The sequence below is a fragment of the Saccharopolyspora thermophila genome (genome assembly GCF_014646075.1).
GTDB lineage: Bacteria > Actinomycetota > Actinomycetes > Mycobacteriales > Pseudonocardiaceae > Saccharopolyspora > Saccharopolyspora thermophila.
Window position 1 is genome coordinate 178,618 of sequence record NZ_BMMT01000002.1, and the last position, 21,820, is coordinate 200,437.

The 21,820-nt window shown below is 70.9% G+C and carries 25 protein-coding genes; 19 read left to right on the forward strand and 6 right to left on the reverse strand.

What is annotated here, in order from left to right; all coding sequences use genetic code 11:
• Positions 1-21 precede the first annotated feature (21 nt).
• The 9 genes from rplS to whiG all read left to right on the forward strand — a co-directional run bounded on the left by rplS (position 22) and on the right by whiG (position 8,083).
• Entirely contained in the window at positions 22-384 is a 363-nt protein-coding gene (gene rplS / locus IEY17_RS04235) for a 50S ribosomal protein L19 (RefSeq protein ID WP_188985654.1), read from the forward strand.
• A gap of 247 nt (positions 385-631) precedes the next feature.
• A complete protein-coding gene (gene lepB, locus IEY17_RS04240) occupies positions 632-1,558 on the forward strand; it encodes a signal peptidase I (RefSeq protein ID WP_229679836.1) in 927 nt (308 codons plus the stop codon).
• 1 nt (position 1,559) lies between these two features.
• Positions 1,560-2,312 (forward strand): ribonuclease HII, encoded by a 753-nt coding sequence (locus IEY17_RS04245; RefSeq protein ID WP_188986273.1) that lies wholly within the window; start codon positions 1,560-1,562, stop codon positions 2,310-2,312.
• A 33-nt stretch (positions 2,313-2,345) separates the two neighbouring features.
• Positions 2,346-2,669 carry a DUF2469 domain-containing protein gene (locus tag IEY17_RS04250; protein ID WP_009943624.1) on the forward strand — a complete coding sequence of 108 codons (324 nt, stop codon included), beginning with the start codon at positions 2,346-2,348 and terminating at the stop codon, positions 2,667-2,669.
• Positions 2,670-2,960: 291 nt separating this feature from the next.
• Complete coding sequence (locus IEY17_RS04255) at positions 2,961-3,362, forward strand: YraN family protein (protein ID WP_188985655.1); 402 nt, start codon at positions 2,961-2,963, stop codon at positions 3,360-3,362.
• Positions 3,363-4,880 carry a YifB family Mg chelatase-like AAA ATPase gene (locus tag IEY17_RS04260; RefSeq protein WP_188985656.1) on the forward strand — a complete coding sequence of 506 codons (1,518 nt, stop codon included), beginning with the start codon at positions 3,363-3,365 and terminating at the stop codon, positions 4,878-4,880.
• A gap of 17 nt (positions 4,881-4,897) precedes the next feature.
• Positions 4,898-6,040 (forward strand): DNA-processing protein DprA, encoded by a 1,143-nt coding sequence (dprA, locus tag IEY17_RS04265; RefSeq protein WP_188985657.1) that lies wholly within the window; start codon positions 4,898-4,900, stop codon positions 6,038-6,040.
• A 119-nt stretch (positions 6,041-6,159) separates the two neighbouring features.
• A complete protein-coding gene (locus IEY17_RS04270) occupies positions 6,160-7,134 on the forward strand; it encodes a tyrosine recombinase XerC (RefSeq protein ID WP_188985658.1) in 975 nt (324 codons plus the stop codon).
• Entirely contained in the window at positions 7,109-8,083 is a 975-nt protein-coding gene (gene whiG / locus IEY17_RS04275) for an RNA polymerase sigma factor WhiG (RefSeq protein ID WP_188985660.1), read from the forward strand. The genes IEY17_RS04270 and whiG overlap by 26 nt, the downstream gene beginning before the upstream one ends.
• Before the next feature lie 36 nt (positions 8,084-8,119).
• Here the strand turns inward: whiG and IEY17_RS04280 are convergent, their stop codons facing one another.
• Entirely contained in the window at positions 8,120-8,665 is a 546-nt protein-coding gene (locus IEY17_RS04280) for a M23 family metallopeptidase (RefSeq protein ID WP_188985662.1), read from the reverse strand.
• A 407-nt stretch (positions 8,666-9,072) separates the two neighbouring features.
• Here IEY17_RS04280 and rpsB point away from each other — a divergent pair, with 407 nt between their 5' ends.
• The 6 genes from rpsB to IEY17_RS04310 all read left to right on the forward strand — a co-directional run bounded on the left by rpsB (position 9,073) and on the right by IEY17_RS04310 (position 14,283).
• A complete protein-coding gene (rpsB, locus tag IEY17_RS04285; RefSeq protein ID WP_188985664.1) occupies positions 9,073-9,891 on the forward strand; it encodes a 30S ribosomal protein S2 in 819 nt (272 codons plus the stop codon).
• A 188-nt stretch (positions 9,892-10,079) separates the two neighbouring features.
• Positions 10,080-10,895, forward strand: coding sequence for a translation elongation factor Ts (tsf, locus tag IEY17_RS04290; protein ID WP_188985666.1), 816 nt, complete (start codon positions 10,080-10,082; stop codon positions 10,893-10,895).
• A 370-nt stretch (positions 10,896-11,265) separates the two neighbouring features.
• Entirely contained in the window at positions 11,266-12,015 is a 750-nt protein-coding gene (pyrH, locus tag IEY17_RS04295; RefSeq protein WP_188985668.1) for a UMP kinase, read from the forward strand.
• Between the two features lie 100 nt (positions 12,016-12,115).
• Complete coding sequence (gene frr / locus IEY17_RS04300) at positions 12,116-12,673, forward strand: ribosome recycling factor (RefSeq protein WP_188985670.1); 558 nt, start codon at positions 12,116-12,118, stop codon at positions 12,671-12,673.
• Positions 12,674-12,709: 36 nt separating this feature from the next.
• The gene (locus IEY17_RS04305) at positions 12,710-13,555 is read left to right on the forward strand and encodes a phosphatidate cytidylyltransferase (RefSeq protein WP_188985672.1); all 846 of its coding nucleotides are present in this window, start codon (positions 12,710-12,712) and stop codon (positions 13,553-13,555) included.
• Complete coding sequence (locus IEY17_RS04310; RefSeq protein WP_188986275.1) at positions 13,555-14,283, forward strand: class I SAM-dependent methyltransferase; 729 nt, start codon at positions 13,555-13,557, stop codon at positions 14,281-14,283. Before IEY17_RS04305 ends, IEY17_RS04310 begins: the two co-directional genes overlap by 1 nt.
• A gap of 82 nt (positions 14,284-14,365) precedes the next feature.
• On the opposite strand, the gene IEY17_RS04315 is transcribed toward IEY17_RS04310, so the two are convergent.
• The gene (locus IEY17_RS04315) at positions 14,366-15,130 is read right to left on the reverse strand and encodes a VOC family protein (RefSeq protein WP_188985674.1); all 765 of its coding nucleotides are present in this window, start codon (positions 15,128-15,130) and stop codon (positions 14,366-14,368) included.
• A 281-nt stretch (positions 15,131-15,411) separates the two neighbouring features.
• On the opposite strand from IEY17_RS04315, the gene IEY17_RS04320 reads away from it, so the two are divergent.
• The gene (locus IEY17_RS04320) at positions 15,412-15,888 is read left to right on the forward strand and encodes a hypothetical protein (protein ID WP_188985676.1); all 477 of its coding nucleotides are present in this window, start codon (positions 15,412-15,414) and stop codon (positions 15,886-15,888) included.
• On the opposite strand, the gene IEY17_RS04325 is transcribed toward IEY17_RS04320, so the two are convergent.
• From IEY17_RS04325 to IEY17_RS04340, 4 genes are read right to left on the reverse strand one after another with little or no spacing between them, the layout of a single operon-like run.
• The gene (locus IEY17_RS04325; RefSeq protein WP_373289846.1) at positions 15,865-16,542 is read right to left on the reverse strand and encodes a metal-dependent transcriptional regulator; all 678 of its coding nucleotides are present in this window, start codon (positions 16,540-16,542) and stop codon (positions 15,865-15,867) included. The two genes, IEY17_RS04320 and IEY17_RS04325, sit on opposite strands and share 24 nt — an antisense overlap.
• Positions 16,543-16,555: 13 nt before the next feature.
• A complete protein-coding gene (locus IEY17_RS04330) occupies positions 16,556-17,452 on the reverse strand; it encodes a metal ABC transporter permease (RefSeq protein WP_229679837.1) in 897 nt (298 codons plus the stop codon).
• 16 nt (positions 17,453-17,468) lie between these two features.
• The gene (locus IEY17_RS04335) at positions 17,469-18,203 is read right to left on the reverse strand and encodes a metal ABC transporter ATP-binding protein (protein ID WP_188985680.1); all 735 of its coding nucleotides are present in this window, start codon (positions 18,201-18,203) and stop codon (positions 17,469-17,471) included.
• On the reverse strand, positions 18,200-19,096 hold the full coding sequence (locus IEY17_RS04340; RefSeq protein WP_188985683.1) for a metal ABC transporter substrate-binding protein: 897 nt from the start codon (positions 19,094-19,096) through the stop codon (positions 18,200-18,202). Before IEY17_RS04340 ends, IEY17_RS04335 begins: the two co-directional genes overlap by 4 nt.
• A 142-nt stretch (positions 19,097-19,238) precedes the next feature.
• Here IEY17_RS04340 and rlmN point away from each other — a divergent pair, with 142 nt between their 5' ends.
• The 3 genes from rlmN (at position 19,239) to IEY17_RS04355 (ending at position 21,777) form a co-directional block, all read left to right on the forward strand.
• The gene (gene rlmN, locus IEY17_RS04345; protein ID WP_188985685.1) at positions 19,239-20,363 is read left to right on the forward strand and encodes a dual-specificity RNA methyltransferase RlmN; all 1,125 of its coding nucleotides are present in this window, start codon (positions 19,239-19,241) and stop codon (positions 20,361-20,363) included.
• A gap of 167 nt (positions 20,364-20,530) precedes the next feature.
• Positions 20,531-21,082, forward strand: coding sequence for a sigma-70 family RNA polymerase sigma factor (locus IEY17_RS04350; RefSeq protein ID WP_188985687.1), 552 nt, complete (start codon positions 20,531-20,533; stop codon positions 21,080-21,082).
• A complete protein-coding gene (locus tag IEY17_RS04355; protein WP_188985689.1) occupies positions 21,079-21,777 on the forward strand; it encodes a zf-HC2 domain-containing protein in 699 nt (232 codons plus the stop codon). The genes IEY17_RS04350 and IEY17_RS04355 overlap by 4 nt, the downstream gene beginning before the upstream one ends.
• The last annotated feature ends 43 nt before the right edge of the window (positions 21,778-21,820 follow it).

Below are 21,820 nucleotides of genomic sequence, written 5' to 3' on the forward strand. Positions count from 1 at the left end.
ACGGATGAGGACGGACCACCGATGAACACCCTGGACGCACTGGACGCCCAGTCGCTGCGTTCCGACATCCCGGCCTTCCGGCCCGGTGACACGCTGAAGGTTCACGTCCGCGTCATCGAGGGTTCGCGCGAGCGGATCCAGGTCTTCCAGGGCGTGGTCATCCGCCGGCAGGGCGGTGGCATCCGGGAGACCTTCACCGTGCGCAAGGTTTCCTTCGGTGTTGGCGTGGAGCGCACCTTCCCGGTGCACTCCCCGAACATCGCCAAGATCGAGGTCGTCTCCCGCGGTGACGTCCGGCGGGCCAAGCTCTACTACCTGCGCGACCGGCGCGGCAAGGCGGCGAAGATCAAGGAGAAGCGGGAGACCACCGCGTCGGCTTCCTGATCGACGTCCCTCGTGGAACCACCGGACGGCCCGGGTGCGCTGCACCTGGGCCGTTCGCGTCCGTGCGGACAGCGACCGGTGTCCACCTTCGGGTGATCAAGGTGGGTGCCGGGTGTCCGGCCTCGCGTCCGGCCACCCGGCTGTACCGGAAAAGCGCACGTCACAGCGGGCCGTCCGGGCGGTCGGCGGGACGCCACGAGCCGGGGGAGCGCGACGGTGCCGCCGCCGGTTCCAGTAGCCTGGCCGGGTGGCCGACGTCATGCGCTCCAGCGGATCAGCGGAAGACCCCCAGGACGAGGAGCACCGTAGCGGTGCCCCGGGGGGCGACTCGGGAGACAACTCCCCTCGCCGCAAGCCCAGGGAGAAGAAGAAGGGCTCGTTCTGGCGCGAGCTGCCGATCCTGATCGTCACCGCGCTGGTGCTGACGGTCCTCATCCAGGCGTTCGTCGCGCGGGTGTACGTGATCCCGTCGCAGTCGATGGAGCAGACCCTGCACGGGTGCACCGGCTGCAACAACGACCGGGTGCTGGTTGACAAGATCACCTACCGGTTCAGTGACCCCGAGCCCGGTGACGTCGTGGTGTTCCGCGGACCGCAGGCGTGGGTGCAGAACGAGTTCCAGACCGAGGAGCCGAGTAACCCGGTGGTCGGGTTCTTCCAGAGCGTCGCCTCGCTGCTGGGCTTCGGCGCGCCGGACGAGAAGGACTTCGTCAAGCGGGTGATCGCTGTCGGTGGCCAGACCGTGGAGTGCTGCGACGCGCAGAACCGGGTGCTGGTCGACGGCAAGCCGCTCAACGAGCCGTACCTGTACTGGGAGCCGGGCCGCGGCGTCGGCCAGGACGAGTTCGAGCCGGTGACGGTGCCGCCAGGCCACCTGTGGGTAATGGGCGACAACCGCAACGACTCGGCGGATTCGCGGGTGCAGGGCGGTGGCGGCATCAATGGCACCGTGCCGGTGGAGAACGTGATCGGCAAGGCCCAGGTGATCGTGCTGCCGCCGACGCGCTGGCAGGCCATCCCGGAGCCGAACCCGCAGGCCACCGCGCTGGGCGCGCCGAGCTGGCAGTCCGGGTTGCCGCTGGGCGTGGGGTTCGCCGCCGCGTTCCCCGTGGTCTGGCTGGGTCGTAGGCTCGTCGGTGTGATGGGTGAGCGACGGTCGGTGGAGCGGCGTTGACGTGACGGTGGCGGAGTTCCGGCCGCCGCGGTCGGTGATCCGGCGCAGTAGTGGTAACTGGGCCCTCCAGAGCGCGTTGGACCGCCGCGGACTTGGGCCGGTGGCAGGCGTGGACGAGGCTGGGCGCGGCGCGTGCGCCGGGCCGCTCGTGGTCGCTGCGTGCGTGCTCAAACCGGGTGACGGCCGCCGCTTCGAAGGGCTGACGGACTCCAAGGCGCTCTCGGAAGCCGACCGGGAACGCCTGTTCGACCGGATCGTGGAGCGGGCGCTGAGCTGGTCCACCATCGTGATCCCGGCCGAGGACGTGGACGCGCTGGGCATCCATGTCGCGAACCTGGAGGGCATGCGGCGGGCGGTGGCACAGCTGACGCCGCACCCCGGTTACGTGCTCACTGACGGCTTCCGGGTGCAGGGCCTGGCCACGCCGAGCGTGGCGGTGGTCAAGGGCGACCTGGTGGCGGCGTGCGTGGCCGCGGCGTCGGTGCTGGCCAAGGTCACCCGGGATCGCCTGATGACCGAGCAGCTGCACGTCAGCTTCCCGGACTACGGGTTTGACGAGCACAAGGGCTACTGCACGCCGCTGCACTCGGCGCGGCTGAACCGGTTCGGCCCCTGCGTCGAGCACCGCTGGTCGTACGCGAACGTGGTGGCGGCGGCCCGGCGGCACGGGATGCGCTCGCCGCGTGCGGTGACCAGCAAGCCCGGCTTGTTCGATGCTGCGGAGGGGGATGTGGTGGACAATGAGGAGTTGTAGTCCGAACGGCAACGCAGAAGGGCTCGCACAGCGATGAGCGCCGAGGATCTCGAGAAGTACGAGACCGAGATGGAGCTGCAGCTCTACAAGGAGTATCGCGACATCGTCGGGCAGTTCACCTATGTCGTGGAGACCGAACGGCGCTTCTACCTGGCCAACGCGGTGGACGTGCAGGTGCGCAACTCCGACTCGGAGGTCTACTTCGAGGTGGCGATGTCGGACGCGTGGGTGTGGGACATGTACCGTCCGGCGCGGTTCGTCAAGAACGTGCGGGTGATCACGTTCAAGGACGTCAACGTGGAGGAACTGGACAAGCCGGACCTCCGGTTGCCCGAGAGCGGGCCGTTCGGTTCCTGATCTGCGATACGGCAGCTCGGGTGGTCGGTGACGACCACCCGAGCTTTTTTCTGCTTTCGTCACGCTTTTCGGTCATTTTTTGAATTGTCCCCATGCATCTGAGTGATCCGAGTTGTCCACAGGGGACCGGTTTATCCACAAATTTCCGCTGGCTGGTGGTGATCGATTCTGCGGCCGGGCACCGTGGAGGCATCCACCGCGCTCCCATCCGCCGGCGCACTCGCGAACTGCGTTCGTGAACCGCGGCGGATACGAGCGCGGGTACCCGAACCAGACCCGCGGAGGACAACCATGCACCGCAAACCGATCACCTGTCCCCTGTCCGACAGCGACGCCAAGGGGCGCAGGCACGCCCTCGGCATCGAGGGCGAGCGGCTGGCCGCCGCGGTCCTGGAACAGCGCGGCCTGACCGTGTTGGAGCGGAACTGGCAGTGCCCGCAAGGAGAACTCGACATCATCGCCACCGACGGCGACACCGTGGTGTGCTGCGAGGTCAAGGCCCGTTCCGGCGTGGACTACGGCGGGCCGCTCCACGCCATCGGCCCGGAGAAGATCAACCGCATCCGCGGCGCGGCCCGCGCCTGGCTGGCCGAACGCGCCCTGGTGGGCTGCCCGGTGCGGTTCGACGTGGTCGCGGTGCTGTGGCCGCCGGGCCGAAGAGCGCGCATCAGGCACCTGGAAGGGGTGTTCTAGATGGTGTTGCGGCGGACCTGGGCGGTGGCGCTGTTCGGGGTGGACGGCGTGCTCGTCGAGGTTGAGGCGGATGTGCGCAAGGGTGGCCTGCCGTCACTGCAGCTCGTGGGTTTACCGGACACGGCGTTGCAGGAAGCGAAGAACCGGGTGCGGGCGGCGATCCAGAACTGCCGCGAGGACTGGCCGGCGAGCTGTGTGACGTTGGCGTTGTCCCCGGCTGCGCTGCCCAAGGCCGGGACCTCCTACGACCTGGCGTTGGCGTGCGCGGTGCTGGCCGGTGCGGAACTGGTGCCGCCGCACCGGTTGACCGGGACCGTGCTGTTCGGCGAACTGGCGCTGGACGGCCGGATCCGCCCGGTCACCGGGTTGCTGCCCGCGCTGCTGACCGCGCGCAGGGCCGGGATGGCGCGGGCGATCGTGCCTGCGGACTGCCTGGCGGAGGCGCACCTGGTCGACGGCATCGAGGTACTGGGTGCGGCGCACCTGCGCGAGGTGGTGGCCTGGTTGCGCGAGCTCGGCGACCTCGACCGAAGTCCGCCTCCAACGACGGCGGACCAGGAGGAGGACGTCCCCGACCTGGCGGACGTGCTCGGGCAACCGGAAGCGAGGTGGGCGCTGGAGGTCGCCGCCGCAGGCGGTCACCACCTGCTCATGGTCGGGCCGCCGGGCACCGGCAAAACGATGCTGGCGAAACGGCTGTGCGGGTTGTTGCCGCCGCTCACGCGGCAGGAGGCGCTGGAGGTCACGGCGATCCGCTCGGTGGCCGGGGACCTACCGGCATCGGCCGGGCTCATCCGCACACCGCCGTTCGTGGCCCCGCATTCGTCGCTGTCGATTTCCGCGTTGATCGGCGGCGGCACCGGCTGGGCGCGGCCCGGCGCGGTCAGCCGGGCGCACCGCGGGGTGCTGTTTCTCGATGAGGCATGCGAACTGGGGCCCAAGCGCCTGGAGGCGCTGCGAACGGCGTTGGAGGAAGGCGAGGTCCGGTTGGCGCGGCGGGACGGCACGCTGCGCTACCCGGCGCGGTTCCAGCTGGTCCTGGCTACCAACCCCTGCCCGTGCGCACCGGCTCGGGAGGTGGACTGCCAGTGCCCGCCGCAGGTCCGGCGGCGCTACCTGGGCAAGTTGTCCGGCCCGCTGCTGGACCGGGTGGATCTGCGGGTGCGGATGCGGCCGATCACCGCGATGACCGTCCACAGTGGTGCCGGACCGGAATGCACCGCTGTGGTGCGCGAACGCGTGGCGGACGCGCGGGCCGCGGCGCGGGAGCGCTGGGCCGACCACGGCTGGCAGACCAACACCGAGGTGCCCGGACCGGTGCTGCGCCGCGAGTTCGCGCTGCCAGGCAGCAGCACCGCGTTGCTGGACAGAGCGCTCGAGGTCGGCGCGATCACGGCTCGTGGCGCGGACCGGTGCCTGCGCGTGGCCTGGACGCTCGCCGACCTGGACGGGCGGACCGTTCCCGACGCCGAGCACGTCGCGGCGGCGTTGGAGTTTCGTGACCGGCGGGTGGCCTGATCGACGGGAGGGTGGCGATGGGTGACAGGGCACAACAAGAACTGCTGCTGGCGCGGGCCTATCTGGCCGCCGTGGCCGAGCCCCCGGCTCCGGCGCTGGCGGGATTCGTCGCGGCGCAGGGCGCGTGCCGGGCAGCGGCGATCGTCCGGCGGGGCAATGCACCTCCGGCGGTCATGTCCGAGGTGGACGCGCGGCGCGAGCACGTGTCCGGAGAAGCGCTGCTCGCGGCTGCCGAGGAGGTGGGTGCGCGTCTCGTGGTTCCGGAGGACCCCGAATGGCCGGGCGAGGTGCTCGACGCTCTGTCCGGGGCGCGGTCGGTGGGATTGTCGGGGCTCGCGGAGCCGATCGCGCTGTGGGTTCGCGGTCGTGCCGGGCTGGGCGGGCTCCTGGAGCAGGCGGTGGCGGTTGTGGGAGCGAGAGCGGCTTCGGGCTACGGCGAGCACGTGGCCGCGGAGTTCGGCCACGGACTGGCCGCGGCGGACTTCACCGTGGTGTCCGGTGCCGCGTACGGCATCGACGGCGCGGCACACCGGGGCGCGCTCGGGGCGCCGCGGCCGACGGTCGCGTTCCTGGCCTGCGGGGTGGACGTCGACTATCCCGCCGGGCACAGCAGGCTGCTGCGGGCGATCGCTGAAACCGGCGCCGTGGTGAGCGAGTACCCGCCGGGCGCGGCGCCGCGCAAACACCGCTTCCTGGCGCGGAACCGGCTGATCGCGGCATCCGGCCGGGCCACCGTGGTGGTCGAGGCGGGGCCGCGCAGTGGGGCCGCGAACACCGCGCACACCGCGGATGCCCTGGGGCGGCCCGTGCTCGCCGTGCCGGGCCCGGTGACCGCGCAGAACTCGGTGGGGTGCCACGCGATGGTCCGATCGGGGATGGCTGTCCTGGTCACGAGCACGGAGGAGGTGCTGGAGGTGATCAATCCGCTCGGCGCGCGGCCGTCCGCGGAGGTGCCGCGTCCGATGCGCCGTACCGACGGCCTGCATCCGGACGCTCGCCGTCTGCACGACTCGTTGAGCGGCATGGACGGCGCCAGCGCCGACGAACTCGCCCGGGACTGCGGCCTGCCGCTGGGCAGGGTGCGTGCGCTGCTGCCGGAACTGGAGTTGTCCGGTCTCGCGATCCGGTCCGAAGGGGGGTGGTCGGTGAAGCGGAGCTGAGCGGAACGCCAAAGTTGTGGCTCACCGCACGAGTTCTTCGCGGTACTCCGGTACGCCTGTGATCATGCTTCGGCGTGGCGATGCTTGACCACTGGCGGTGCAGCGGCGAGCGTCGGGGTATGGCCCGCCCCCGTTCCACCGGATCACGACGGCCGGATCTGCGCGCGGTCCGGTCGGCACTGCCCGCGGCGCTGGGCGACGCGGTCGACCGGTTCGAGCGGCATCTCGCCGTGGAGCGGGGGCTGTCCACCCACACGGTTCGCGGTTACGTGGGTGACGTCGTGTCGCTGCTGGCGCACCTGGCGGGTGATGCGGACCCCGCATCCCTTGCTGAGCTGGACGTTTTGGTGCTGCGGGACTGGTTGTCGCGACAGCATGCCGACGGCGCGGGACGGGCCACGCTCGCCCGCCGGGCCGCGTCAGCGCGCACGTTCACCCGGTGGGCTTTCCGGAACGGCCTGCTGTCGGCCGATCCGGGGCCGCGGCTCGCCGCGCCGTCGAAGCAGCGGAAACTGCCCGCAGTGCTGCGCGTTGACCAGGTGGGTGCCGCCATGCGGGCGTCCGCAGCAGGCGCCGAACAGGGGGATCCGGTGGCGTTGCGGGACCACGCGCTGCTGGAACTGCTGTACGCCACGGGGGTTCGGGTGGCGGAGCTGTGCGGACTGGACGTGGACGACGTCGACCGGGAGCGGCGGGTGATCCGCGTGATCGGTAAAGGTGACAGGGAACGCGTTGCGCCATTCGGTGTTCCAGCGGATCAGGCCCTCGGTCGGTGGCTCTCCGACGGTCGGCCCAAACTGGCTCAACTCCATTCCGGCGCCGCGTTGTTCCTGGGTGTTCGCGGTGGACGGCTCGATCCGCGCGCGGTGCGCCGCGTCGTGCACGACGCGATCGGAGCGGTTCCGGGGGCACCGGACGTGGGGCCGCACGCTTTGCGGCACTCGGCCGCGACGCATTTGCTGGAGGGCGGCGCGGACCTCCGTAGCGTTCAGGAGTTGCTTGGTCACGCTACGCTCGCAACGACCCAGCTATACACCCACGTGACCGTTGAACGGCTGAAGGCGATCCATGACCGAACCCACCCCCGTACCTGACCACGCCGGGGGCGGCGCCGACACGGCGGCCGCGAGATCGACCTCGACATCGACCTCGGCACAGGTGACCCACCGTGATCAGGGCGGCTCGGCCAACGGCCGGGTCCACGACCGCGGACGGCGGCGCGGGGCGTCGCTGGCGACCGTCGAGCCGACCGACGACGACCCGGTCGCCGACCAGCGCAGCGCCGACGAGGTCGAGGCGGGCATCGTGGCGTTGTGGCAGGCGTTCGGCGAGCGCCGCGACCAGGAACTACGGGACCGGTTGGTGCTGCACTACGCGCCGCTGGTCAAGTACGTGGCCGGTCGGGTGGGCACCGGGCTGCCCTCGCACGTCGAGGTCTCGGACCTGATCCAGTCGGGCATCTTCGGCCTGGTCGACGCGATCGAGAAGTTCGAGCCGGAACGCGGCCTGAAGTTCGAGACCTACGCGATGCAGCGCATCCGCGGCGCGATCCTGGACGACCTGCGGGCCCAGGACTGGGTGCCGAGGTCGGTGCGCAGCCGCGCGCGCGACGTGGAGCGCGCCCTGGAGCGGCTGGAGGCGAAGCTGCAGCGCACCGCCACGGACGCGGAGCTGGCCGCCGAGCTCGACCTCAGCGTCGACGAGCTGCGCGACCTGTTCGCGCAGCTGCAGATGACCAGCGTGATCGCGCTCGACGACCTCATCGGCGCCGGAACCGCGCAGGCGTCGCTGGCCGAGACGCTGCCCGACGAACGGGCGGAGGACCCGGTGGCCGCGCTGGTCGACCGGGACAGCCGGCGGCAGCTGGCCGAGGCGGTGGAGCGGCTCAGCGAGCGCGACCGCGTGGTCGTGACGCTCTACTACTTCGAGAACCTCACGCTCGCCGAGATCGGCAAGGTGCTCGGCGTGACCGAGTCCCGCGTCTGCCAGCTGCACACCAGGGCCGTCCTGCGGCTGCGCGCGAAGCTCACCGAGCAGAACTGACCGCGTGGCGGTGCGGCGGCGGCACCGCGGTCCGGCTCAGTCGGGCGGGTCGGTCCAGGGCAGCAGCCGGACGTGGCCGCCGCCGAGCAGACGCAGCGGATCCAGGTAGTCCGCCCGTCGCCGGGCGCCCCAGTGCAGGCACGCCCGGGGCGGTGGTGCGGAGCAGCCCGGGTGCCCGGGGTCGAGGTGGCCGATCACCTGGCCGCGGGCGACCTGGTCGCCGACCGTCACCAGCGGGGTGACCGGCTCGTAGGTGGTCCGCAGGCCACCCGGGTGCTCGATCGACACCAGATTGCGCTCGGCCAGCCACCCCGCGTAAAGCACCCGCCCCTCGCCGGCCGCCAGCACCTCCTGTCCCACGTCGCCGATCAGGTCGACACCGCGGTGACCAGGGCCGAACGTGTGTTCCGGCGCTTCGAACGGCCGAGCGACCCCAGGCGGCGGCGTCATCGGCCAATCGAACCGGGGCGGCACGCGCACAGCGGCGGGCGTCGTCGGGACGACGGCAGCCGGGGCGGTCGCCCCGAGCAACGTCGAGGCGGCGGCCAGGCCGCCGAGCAGCGCGGAAATCAACAGTCGCATGGTGGAAGGGGACCGCAGCCGTCGCGCCGTGACCAGGGGCTTGCGGGAATCTGTGGACAAACCGGGTGGCTGTGGACAACTCGCGGTCCACGATCGAGTGGTCGGTCGCGTCCAGTACACTGTCAGCGCGGTTTCGTGTCCGCGCGGACCGACTTCGCGTATCCGCACGCCACACCTGCGCAGGTCGACCGGCCACCGGCCGGCCACCGGGAACAGCACCGAGTTCACAACCTCGGGCAGTGCTGCGCCCAGCGGAGTGGGCCGGCGTCCTCGTGGTCCCGCACTCGTCATCGAGTCCGGGTGGGGGCGGCCGGAGCGGGTACCAGGGCGGCGGGTCACCCGGCTCGTCGCGGCAACCGAATCGCGCGCCACCCGGCGCGCCCGACCCACGAGGTGCGAACCAGGCCATGGCCGTCGTCACCATGAAGCAGCTGCTCGACAGCGGCGTGCACTTCGGGCACCAGACCCGGCGCTGGAACCCGAAGATGAAGCGCTACATCTTCACCGAGCGCAACGGCATCTACATCATCGACCTGCAGCAGACCCTGTCCTACATCGACGCGGCCTTCGACTTCGTCAAGCAGACGGTCGCGCACGGCGGGACGATCCTGTTCGTCGGCACCAAGAAGCAGGCCCAGGAGGCCATCGCCGAGCAGGCCCAGCGGGTCGGCATGCCGTACGTCAACCAGCGCTGGCTGGGCGGCATGCTCACCAACTTCCAGACCGTGCACAAGCGTCTGCAGCGTCTCAAGGAACTCGAGACCATGGAGCAGACCGGGGGCTTCGAGGGTCGCACCAAGAAGGAGATCTTGATGCTGACCCGCGAGAAGGACAAGCTCGAGAAGACCCTCGGCGGTATCCGCGACATGAACAAGGTGCCGAGCGCCGTGTGGATCGTGGACACCAAGAAGGAGCACATCGCCGTTGGCGAGGCCCGCAAGCTGGGCATCCCGGTGGTGGCGATCCTGGACACCAACTGTGATCCGGACGAGGTCGACTACCCGATCCCGGGCAACGACGACGCCATCCGCTCCGCCGCCCTGCTGACCCGCGTGGTCGCCGACGGTGTCGCCGAGGGTCTGATGGCCCGCAGCGGCCGCGCCAACGGTGCCCCGGAGGGCGAGGAGAAGCCGGCCGGCGGCGAGCCGCTGGCCGAGTGGGAGAAGGAGCTGCTGGCCGGTTCCGGCCAGGCCGCCGAGGGCGGCGAGCAGTCCGCGCAGTCCTGAGTCCGCCTGCTTTCGCGCCCGCCCGGTCGGCGGGCGCGAAAGCGCGGTCCGGCTGCCCGCTTGTCACACTTGCAGCTGTGACACCCGAGCCGGGCATGCACCCCCGTTGAGCTGGCCGAACGCCACCCGGGGCTGCCCGTGGAGCACGACCTTCGAAGCTGGGTACGAAGAGAGACGGATAACGCACGATGGCGAACTTCAGTGCGGCCGACGTCAAGCGTCTGCGCGACCTGACCGGCGCCGGCATGATGGACTGCAAAAAGGCTCTTGAGCAGACCGACGGCGACTTCGACAAGGCCGTCGAGAACCTGCGCATCAAGGGCGCCAAGGACGTGGGCAAGCGCGCCGAGCGAGCCACCGCCGAGGGCCTGGTCGCCGCCGAGGGCGGCGTGCTCATCGAGCTGAACAGCGAGACGGACTTCGTCGCCAAGAACGAGGAGTTCATCGAGCTGGCCAACAAGGTCGTCGCCGCGGTCAAGGCCGCCGGTGCCGGTGACCTGGAGTCCGCGCTGGCCGCGCCGCTGGACGGCAAGACGGTCTCCGAGGTCATCCAGGAGCTGTCGGCGAAGATCGGCGAGAAGCTGGAGCTGCGCCGGGTCGCCAAGTTCGACGGCACGGTGGCCACCTACCTGCACCGCCGCTCGGCGGACCTGCCCCCGGCGGTCGGCGTGCTGGTCGAGTACACCGGTGACAACGCCGAGGCCGCGCGCGCCGCCGCGATGCAGGTGGCCGCGCTCAAGCCGAAGTACCTCAGCCGCGACGACGTCCCGGAGGACATCGTCGCCAACGAGCGGCGCATCGCCGAGGAGACCGCCAAGGCCGAGGGCAAGCCGGAGAAGGCGCTGCCGAAGATCGTCGAGGGTCGCCTGAACGGGTTCTTCAAGGAGAACGCGCTGCTGGACCAGCCCTCGGTGCAGGACAACAAGAAGACCGTCAAGGCCCTGCTGGACGAGGCCGGCGTGACGGTCACCGGCTTCGTCCGGTTCGAGGTCGGCCAGCCCTGACCGGCTGCGGAGGCGTCATGAGCGGCACTGTCGTGCCATGCTCATGCGAGCCGACCGGGTAACACCGTTCGGCGGCCGGCCGGGCCGGGCACCGGTGGGTGGTGCGTCCGGTCCCCGACTCGGGGATCGGTCGGCCCGGCGGCCGCGGACCGCGGCTTCGGCGCCCCGCCTGCGCATGCAGGGCGGGGCGCTTTCGCGAGGATTGCGATGTCGTTGTCGGCAACCAGCAATCTGTCTCGGGTCGCGCAGAATGGGAAAGCCGACCGGACGCCGCCGGGCGACCCCCGGTGCCCCTACGGCGGTGGTGCACCCACCGGGCGACCAGCCAAGCAAACCGATCGAGAACTGTAGAAGATCGCGGGAGGAATCCGTGACCGACGACGGCCCATCGCAGCGTGGATATGGCCGGGTGCTGCTCAAACTCGGCGGGGAGATGTTCGGCGGGGGCAGTGTCGGGATCGACCCGGACGTGGTCGGCACGGTCGCCCGGCAGATCGCCGAGGTCGTCGCCGACGGGGTCGAGGTGGCCATCGTGATCGGCGGCGGGAACTTCTTCCGCGGTGCCGAACTGCAGCAGCGCGGCATGGAACGCGCGCGCGGTGACTACATGGCGATGCTGGGCACCGTGATGAACTGTCTGGCCCTGCAGGACTTCCTGGAGCGCGAGCACGGCATCGACACCCGGGTGATGACGGCGATCACCATGGGCCAGGTCGCCGAGCCCTACATCCCGCGGCGCGCCATGCGCCACATGGAGAAGGGACGCGTGGTCATCTTCGGCGCCGGTACCGGCATGCCGTACTTCTCCACCGACACCACCGCGGCGCAGCGCGCCCTGGAGATCGGTTGCGAGGTGGTGCTCATGGCCAAGGCGGTCGACGGCGTCTACTCCGCCGACCCGAGGACCACCCCGGACGCCAAGCTGTTCGAGAGCATCACGCACCGCGAGGTACTGGAACGGGGGCTGAAGGTCGCCGACGCGACCGCCTTCAGCCTCTGCATGGACAACAACATGCCGATCCTGGTGTTCAACCTGCTGCAGGAAGGCAACATCGCGCGCGCGGTGGGTGGTGAGAAGATCGGCACGCTGGTCAGCACCCCGGCCACCCCGTCGGCCTGAGCATGCTGGATGCTGATCCGTGGTGGGCCCGACCTGGGGCCGCGCCGCGTAGCAGGCGACACTTGCAATGTCCACCGGTCGGCAGACTTAAGGAGCAGCCGTGATCGACGAAGCTCTTCTCGAAGGCGAGGAGAAGATGCAAAAGGCGGTGGAGGTGACCAAGGAGGAGCTGGCCACCGTTCGCACCGGCCGCGCGAACCCCGCGATGTTCTCTGGCATCCTCGTCGAGTACTACGGTTCACCGACGCCGTTGAACCAGCTGGCCAGCATCACCGTGCCCGAGGCGCGGCTGGTGGTCATCAAGCCGTATGACAGCAGCCAGCTCGCGGCGATGGAGAAGGCCATCCGGGACTCGGATCTCGGCGTGAACCCCTCCAACGACGGCCAGCTCATCCGGGTGGCGATCCCGCAGATGACCGAGGAGCGCCGTAAGGAGATGGTCAAGCTCGCCAAGCACAAGGGCGAGGAAGGCAAGATCAGCGTGCGGGGCATCCGCCGCAAGGTCAAGGAGGAGATCGACCGGATCGTCAAGGACGGCGAGGCCGGCGAGGACGAGGGCACCCGCGGTGAGAAGGAACTGGAGAACCTCACCCACCGCTACGTCGCCCAGATCGACGAGCTGGTCAAGCACAAGGAAGCAGAGCTGCTCGAGGTCTGAGTGGTGACGGCCGGCCAGTGCGAAGGTGAGTCCAGGATGCCCGCTGACAGCCCGGACCCGCCTTCGCCTCCTTCCCGGGCCGGACGCGACCTCCGTGCCGCCATCGGCGTCGGGGTGGTGCTCGGTGCCGCGATCATCCTGTCGCTGCTGATGGTGCGGTTCGTGTTCATCGGCATCGTGGCCGCCGCCGTGGCGGTGTCGTCGGTGGAGCTGGCCAATGCGCTGCGGCGCGGTGCCGGGATCCGGGTCTCGCTGGTGCCGGTGCTGCTCGGCGGCCAGGCGATGGTGTGGTTGTCCTGGCTGTTCGGGCTGCGCGGCATCCTGGTGGCGTTCGCGATCACCGTGCTGGCCTGCCTGGCGTGGCGGTTCCGGCACGGCGTGGACGGCTACCTGCGGGACGTCACGGCCTCGGTGTTCACCGCGGCGTACGTGCCGTTGTTCGCCGCGTTCGCGGCGATGCTGGTGCGCCCGGAGGACGGCGCGTACCGCGCGTTGTGCTTCATGATCGGCGTGGTCGCCTCGGACACCGGTGGTTACGCGTTCGGGGTGCTGTTTGGCAGGCATCCGATGGCGCCGACGGTGAGCCCGAAGAAGTCCTGGGAGGGTTTCGCCGGGTCGATGCTGGTCGGTGTGGTCGCCGGGGTCCTGTCGGTGACGTTGATGCTGGACGGCCAGTGGTGGCAGGGGGCGCTGTTCGGGGCGGCGCTGGTGGTCAGCGCGACGCTGGGCGACCTCATGGAGTCGTTGATCAAGCGCGATCTCGGCATCAAGGACATGGGGAACCTGCTGCCCGGTCACGGCGGCCTGATGGACCGGATGGATTCGCTGCTGCCGTCGGCGGCGGTGGCGTGGATGATGCTGTTCTGGCTGCTCCCGAGCTGATGCGCACCTGGCGGAAGCGGGCTGGTCAGCAGGTCACGCCGAGCCCCAACATCTGGAACTGGCCGGAGCTCTACGAGAAGGAGAACCGTGCCCAGGACGTGACCGGCGCCGTGTGGCGCGCGCTGCGCGAGCGCTGCGACTGGAGCGGGAAGGACGTCGTCGACGTCGGTTGCGGGGACGGCTTCCACCTGCCGCTGTTCGCCTCGACGGCGGGCACGGTGATCGGTGTCGAGCCGCATCCGCCGCTGGCCGAGCGCGCGCGGCGGCGGATGGCGGGCACGCCCGGGGTGGATGTCCGGGTCGCGCCCGCGCAGCAGCTGCCGCTGCCGGATTCCAGCGTCGACCTGGTGCACGCGCGCACGGCGTACTTCTTCGGGCCGGGCTGCGAGCCGGGACTGGCCGAGGCGGAGCGGGTGCTGCGCCCGGGCGGCGTGATCGCGATCGTCGACCTGGACACGGCCCGGGCCCCCTATGGCGAGTGGATGCGCGCGGACGCGCCGCAGATCGATCCCGCCGGGATCGAGGCGTTCTTCCAGCGCCACGGCTTCGAGAGCACCTCGGTGGACACGCTGTGGCGCTTCGACGACCGGGAGACGCTCGAAGCGGTCCTGGGCATCGAGTTCTCCGCGAAGGTCGCGGCCCGGGCGGCCCGCGAGACGCCTGGCCGCACGATTCCCGTCGCCTACCGCCTTCGGACGCGCACCAAACCGGCCGGGCTGGTGCTCTGACGGGGGCGGACCATGAACGCCGACGTGCCCGGCGCGAGCCCGGTGTGGCCGCCGGTCCCGGTGTCCGCCGGGCTCGGCACCCTCATTCCCCGGTGCGCTGGCTGGTGTCGATGACGAAGAAGGTGGCGCCCGCGACGTCCCGCACCAGGGACAGGCGGCCGTGCGGGGAGTCCGATGGCTCGCGGAGCACCGCACCGCCCAGCTCCGCGGCCTTGGCCGCGGTCGCGTCGGTGCCCACGGCAGGATCGACCTGGAAGTACAGCTGCCAGTGCGCCGGGACGTCCTCGGGCAGCGCCGAGCTTGTCTCGAACCGCCCCACGGTCGGCAGGTCGTCGACGTACCAGACGGTGTAGTCGAAACCCTCGCCCGGCTCGCCGATCTGCTCCTGGCGGTAGCCCAGCAGCTCCGCATAGAACGGATCGGCCGAGGAACTGTCGCGGGTGTGCAGCTCCGCCCAGCACAACATGCCCGGGTGGTCCCGGCCGAACGCGGCGTTGGGCGGCGACTCCCACAACCCGATCGGCGCCCCCGACGGGTCCTCGGCGACCAGGAACGTCTCGTCGGCGGGTGTCTCCGTCGGCGGGACCAGCACCTTGCCGCCGAGTGCGCGGATCCGCTCCACCGCACGGCGTGCCGACCCGCACTCCAGATACAGCATCCACGCCGCTGGTGCGTCGGTCTCCGGTGGCATCACCCCGGCCACCGGCGTGGAGTCCTTCAGGGCGATGTTGTAGTCCGGTCGCTTGATCCACCGCCACCCGAACAGCTCGGTGTAGAAGTCCCGGACCTCGGCGATCTGCTCCGCCGCCAGGTCCACCCAGGCGGGCGCGCCCACGGGAATGGCCATCGCTCCCTCCTCGCGCAAGCGGTCCGGCGGTCCCAGCACCGGACCCGGCTCTCACAGGGTGACCGCAGCCCCCGGGGCAAAAACCCGGGTGGCCGATCAAGGTCGGCGGAACAGCCCTCCGGTGGCGTTACTGTTCGGTGCCTTTTCCGCAACGCGAACGCCCCCGAATGACGCCTTGATACCCACCCGGTGCTCGTGATCGACTAGTACTGGTCACGCGGTGTGCGTACGCGCATGCCGTCGCCCCGGAAGTGCAAGCCACCACGGTTACAGGAGCAGCGATGGCGCACCGCGCGGCGGAGCCGGTCACCGCGGGCCTGAGTCGGCTTGCTCAGCTGGACCGGTGCGAACGGGCCCGCATCATCCGGCAGCTGTGCCACCAGTACCCGGCGTTCCGGGCGCTGCTCAAGCAGGTCACCATCGCCCGCGGCGTGGCCTTCGCGTCCGGGTTGATGCTGGCCCTCGCGGTGATGGTGCTCGTCCATGGTGGTTCCGTGTGGTGGGTGTCCGGCATGGTCTTCGCCGGCCTGGCCGGGTTCTGCTACGTGGCGGTGGCCCTCACCGACAGCCGCTTCGACCTGCTGCTCGCGGTGCTGGGCGCACACCGCACCGACGAACTGCACGCCCGACTGGTGACCGAGCAGATCTACGGCGACGACCCCACGCCGGACCCGCTGGAAAGGCCGGTGGTGACCTCCCGCGCGGTGAGCTCGCGGCTCACCGGCGAGAAGCACTCACCCGTGCACGCTGATCGATAGCGCGGTGGCGATCTCGCCGCCCACGAACTCCGTCTCGGTGTTCGGCGGCTCCCCGACCCGCACCACCAGCGGCCCGCCGAAGGGCTTGCGTTCCACCACCTCGATCCGGGCGCCGAGTGTCATGCCGTGCTGGGTGAGGTAGCGCAGCAGCTCCGAGTCGGTGTCCCACACCCGCGCGATGGTGCCCACCGTGCCGGGCTCGACGTGGTCCAGCAGTTTCGTGGCCGGGTGCTCCACGGTGCCGTCCGCGGTCGGGATCGGGTCACCGTGCGGGTCGTGGGTGGGGTTACCGAGCTTGGCGGCGATGTGCGCGATGAGTTCGTCGGACACCGCGTGCTCCAGCACGTCGGCCTCCCGGTGCACCTCGTCCCAGCTGTAGTTCAGCTCCTCCACCAGGAACAGCTCGATCAGGCGGTGGCGGCGCAGCACGTCGTAGGCCAGGCGGCGCCCCTCCGGGGTCAGTTCGACGCTGCGGTAGCGGACGTGCGTGACCAGGCCGAGCTGCGCGAGCTTGTTGATCATCCCGGACACCGAGGACGGGCTCAGGCCGAGCCGCTGGGTCAGGGTGGCGTTGGTGACGGGCACGCCTCGTTCGCTGAGCCCGTAGATCGCCCGGAGGTAGTCCTCCACCGACGGCGAGGGGCGCTCGGCCATACTCGTCATGCTTTCACGATACGGCCGCGACGGAACCGGGTGATGCGCGCCCGCGAGCGGCGGCCCGCCGCCGCAGCGCCCGCGGGATCAGACCCTGCCGCGGTGCGCCGAGATAGGCGAGGGCGAACACGCCGCTCTGGCAGAGCACGATCATGCCGCCCGTCGAGGTGTCCAGGTGGAAGCTCAGGTAGGTGCCCAGCACGCTGCTGAGCACCGACAGCGCCGCGGCCACCGCGAGCATCCGCGGGAACCGCCTGGTCAGCAGGAACGCCGTCGCGCCGGGCGTGATGAGCATCGCGGTGACCAGAATGACGCCGACGGCCTGCAGCGCCACGACCACGGTCAGGGCCAGCATCGTCAGCAGCAGCGCGCTGATCCGCCGCGGGTTGAGCCCGATGGCGTGCGCGTGGGTGGGGTCGAAGGCGTAGAGGGTGAGGTCGCGCCGTTTGAGCAGCGCCACCGCGAGCACGATCGCGCCGATCGCCAGCACCTGCAGGATGTCGGAGTCGGTGACGCCGAGCACGTTGCCGAACAGGATGTGGTTCAGGTCGACCTGGCTGGGGATGCGCGAGACCAGCACCAGTCCCAGTGCGAACAACCCGGTGAACACCACGCCGATCGCGGCGTCGCCCTTCAACCGGGTGCTGCTGCGCACCGCGGCGATCAGCCCGACGGCGAGGCTGCCGAACAGGAAGGCGCCGACCGAGAAGGGCACCGCCAGCACGTAGGCCAGCACGACGCCGGGCAGCACCGCGTGCGAGACGGCGTCGCCCAGCAGCGACCAGCCGATCAGGGTGACCCAGCAGGACAGCACGGCGCACACGACACCGGCGACCAGGCTCACCAGCAGCGCCCGCTGCATGAAGCCGAACTGCACCGGCTCCACCAACCACTGGATGACGTCGTTCACGGGCTCTCCTCGGTGATCATGACGGTTCCGCGGCGGTCTCGACACCGAACGTGCGGGCCAGGTTGGCGGGTGCCAGGACCTCCTCGACCGGGCCGTGCGCGATGACGCGTTGCTGCAGCAGCACCGCCTCGTCGCACAGCTCCGGGACGCTGGAAAGGTCGTGCGTGGAGATGACGATCGTGCGGCCTTCGGCGCGCAGGGACCGCAGCAGGTCGCTGATCGTCGCCTCCGACCTGCGGTCCACGCCGGCGAACGGCTCGTCGAGGAACAGCAGCTGCGCTTCCTGCGCGATGCCGCGGGCGACGAAGGCCCGCTTGCGCTGCCCGCCGGACAGCTCGCCGATCGGCCTCCCGGCGAGGTCGGTGAGGCCCACCCGCTCCAGAGCGGCGTGGACGGCGGCCCGGTCGGCGCGGCGGGGTCGCCGGGTGAATCCGAGGTGCCCGTAGCGGCCCATCATGACCACGTCGGCGACGGTGACCGGGAACGTCCAGTCGACGGCCTCGGACTGCGGGACGTAGGCGACGAGGCCCTCCTGGCGGGCCTGCTGCTGGTCGCGGCCGAGCAGCCGGATCTCGCCGTGGTCCGGCCGGACCAGTCCGGTCAGCGCCTTGAACAGCGTCGACTTGCCGGAGCCGTTCATGCCGAGCAGCCCGCAGACACGGGCGGTGCCGATCTCCACCGACACGTCGTCGAGGGCCAGGGTCTCGCCGTAGCGGACCGTGACGTGGTGGGCGTTGACGGCCTGGGTCACCGGGCACCTCCGCGCAGGCCCTCGACGATCGCCCGGGCGTCGTGGCGGAGCAGGTCGAGGTAGGTCGGGACCGGACCGTCGGGCCCGGACAGCGAGTCGACGTAGAGCGTCGCGCCCAGCCGTGCACCGGTCTCCCGGGCGACCTGCTGCTGCGCCTTGTCGTTGACGGTGGATTCGCAGAACACCGCGGGCACCCCGTGCTCGCGGACGAACTGCGTGGTGGCCCGGATCTGCTGCGGGGTGCCTTCCGAGTCGCTGTTGACCGGCCACAGGTACGCCTCCTGCAGCCCGGCGTCGCGGGCCAGGTAGGAGAACGCGCCTTCGCAGGTCACCAGCGCCCGGTGCGACTCGGGCAGGGTGGCGAGCTCGTCGCGCAGGTAGCGGTCGATCTCGTCGAGCTGCCGCAGGTACGCCTCGGCGTTGGCGCGGAACACGTGGGCCCCGGCCGGGTCGAGTCGGACGAACGCGTCGCGGATGTTGGTGACGTAGGTCCGCGCGGTGCGCGGCGACATCCACGCGTGCGGGTTGGCCTTGCCCCGGTACTCGCCGCTGCGGATGGGCATCGGCGGCACGCCCTCGGTCACGGTCACGTGCCGGGCCTCGCTGCGCTGCACGAACCTGTCGAACCAGCGCTCCAGACCGAGCCCGTTGTCCAGCACCAGGTCGGCCTTGGCGGCCCGCAGCATGTCGCTGGGTGTGGGTTCGTACTCGTGGATCTCGGCGCCGGGTTTGGTGATCGATTCGACGGCGATGCGGTCACCGGCGACGGCGCGCGCCATGTCGGCGATCACGGTGAAGGTGGTGACGACTCGCTTGCGCTCGTCGTCGGGTTGGCTGAGGCCCGTTGCGCACGCCGCGGTGAGGGCCAGCGCGGCCACCACGACGAGAGACATGTTTCGGTGACGTGCAGAGCGGACTTTCGCCACGACGAAAACTGTACCGCGTGCGGTGGCCGCCCCCAAGGTGAGGTGGATCTCGCGGTGTGCCCGGGTGCGGGCTGCCCGCTGCTTGCCGCGTGGGACACTGGACGGCGCTATGTCTGCGACTTCCCTTCCGCTGGTCTTCAACGCGCCGCGCCGGCAAGGCAGGAACAGCATGCCCCCGCGGCACCTCGCCGATCTCTCCGCCGACGAACGGCGGGTCGCGGTGACCGAGCTGGGGGAGAAGCCGTTCCGCGCCAAGCAACTCGCGCACCACTACTTCGGTCGGCTTACCGCGGACGTCGAGTCGATGACCGACATCCCGGCGGCCAGCCGCGCCAGGCTGGCCGAGAAGCTGCTGCCGCCACTGCTGACCCCGGTCCGTCACCTGGACACCGACAAGGGAGCGACCCGCAAGACCCTCTGGCGGGCGCACGACGGCACGCTGCTGGAGAGCGTGCTGATGCGCTACCCGGACCGCGCCACGGTGTGCATCTCCAGCCAGGCCGGGTGCGGGATGGCCTGCCCGTTCTGCGCGACCGGGCAGGGCGGCCTGCAGCGGAACCTGTCGACCGCGGAGATCGTCGACCAGGTGCGGTCGGCGGCGGCGATGATGCGCGACGGCGAGATCCCGGGCGGGCCGGGCCGGTTGTCCAACGTCGTGTTCATGGGCATGGGTGAGCCGCTGGCGAACTACCGCCGGGTGATCGACGCGGTGCACCGGATCTGCGACCCGGTGCCGAACGGGCTGGGTCTCTCGCAGCGCTCGGTGACGGTGTCCACGGTGGGGCTGGTCCCGGCGATCCGGAAGCTGACCGAGGAGGGGCTGCAGGTCACCTTGGCGGTGTCGCTGCACACCCCGGACGACGAGCTGCGCGACACGCTGGTGCCGGTGAACAACCGCTGGAAGGTCAGCGAGGTGCTGCAGGCGGCCCGCGGCTATGCGGAACGGACCGGCCGCCGCGTGTCGATCGAGTACGCGCTGATCCGCGACGTCAACGACCAGCCGTGGCGGGCCGACCTGCTGGGCCGCAAGCTGCACCAGCATCTCGGCCAGTACGCGCACGTCAACCTGATCCCGCTGAACCCGACGCCGGGCAGCGAGTGGGACGCGAGCCCGAAGCCGGTGGAGCGCGAGTTCGTCCGCCGCGTCCGCGAAGCGGGCGTGCCGTGCACGGTCCGCGACACGAGGGGCCAGGAGATCGCGGCGGCCTGCGGCCAGCTCGCCGCCGAAGGCTGACCCGGTTGATGCCGGACGCCCCGGTTCCGCTGTCGGGTGGATCACGGAATCGGGCGGGAACCGGAGCGGGGTCGTCCGCGACCTGACCGCAATCGTGGGTGGAATGTCCCTTTTTTCCGTGGTGGCGGCGGGCTTCGGCGGGTGCGCGGTGAGTAGCGTGCAAAGTTATGGATCATTCCGCGGCCGACGACGCCCGGCTCACCGAGTTGGCGCTCGTCGCGGGTCGGGGCGACCGGGGTGCGCTGGACGCGTTCATCCGCGCCACGCAGCGCGATGTGTGGCGGTTCCTCGCCCACCTGCTGGACGCCCGGCGGGCCGATGACCTCGCACAGGAGACCTACCTGCGGGCGCTTCGGAGCCTGCCGCGCTTCGCAGGCCGGTCCTCGGCCCGCACCTGGTTGCTGTCGATCGCTCGGCGGGTCGCCGCCGACCACCTCCGGCGGGAGCGGACCCGGCACGTCACGTCGCCGGTCGACGCCCTGGAGGAGCACCGGGTGCAGCGGCCCGGGTTCGAGGACATCGTCGAGCTGAACCTGCTGCTCGACGGGCTCGACCCGGAGCGTCGCGAGGCGCTGCTGCTCACCCAGGTGCTCGGGCTTTCCTACCAGGAGACCGCCGAGGTGTGCGGCTGCCCGATCGGGACCGTCCGCTCCCGGGTGGCGCGGGCGCGCGACGCGCTGCTCGGGGAGGAGCGGCGCCGGTCGGCGGGTGCCGGATGAGCGGCGAGCGAAACGCCATGGACTGCATGGCCTTCCGGGAGGCGCTGTCGGCTCGCCTGGACGGCGAGGGACTTCCGGTGCCGGAACGGGACCTGGAGCGGCACCTGGCGGGATGCTCCGAGTGCCGGGACTGGGAGCACCGCGCCGTCGAGCTGTCCCGGTGGCTGCGGGTCCGCCCGATCGTGCCGATCCCGGACGTGCGGATCGCGCCGCCGGTGGGGTGGCCGCGGCGGCTGCTCGCCGGGGTGGCGGTGTGCCAGCTCCTGCTGGGGCTCGCGCAGGTGGCCGGGATCGGGCACGCGCACCACGGCGGCGAGTCCATGAGCACCCACCTGTTCAACGAGAGCACCGCGTGGAACCTGGCGTTGGGGCTGGGGTTGCTGGTCAGCGCGGTGCGGACGCGCACGGCCGCCGGGCTGGTGCCGGTGCTGGCCGCGTTCCTGCTGGTGCTGACCGGGTTCAGCGTGCTCGACCTGGTGCACGGCGCGGTGCCGGTGAGCCGCCTGCTCTCCCACGTGTTCCTGGTGGCCGGACTGGTGCTGTTGCTACTCGTGCAGCGCGGTGAGCGTCGGTGGTCGCCCCGGGAAGTGCTGGGCGATCACTGGGCGACGACGTCGGGGCCGCCCGCCGAACCGGCGCGGCGGCACGTCGGTCACCGGCACCTGCGGCCGGTGAACTACCGGCGAGCGGCGTGAGGGTGGGCCGCGGGCGCGGAGAACCCGGCAGGACCACCCGCGG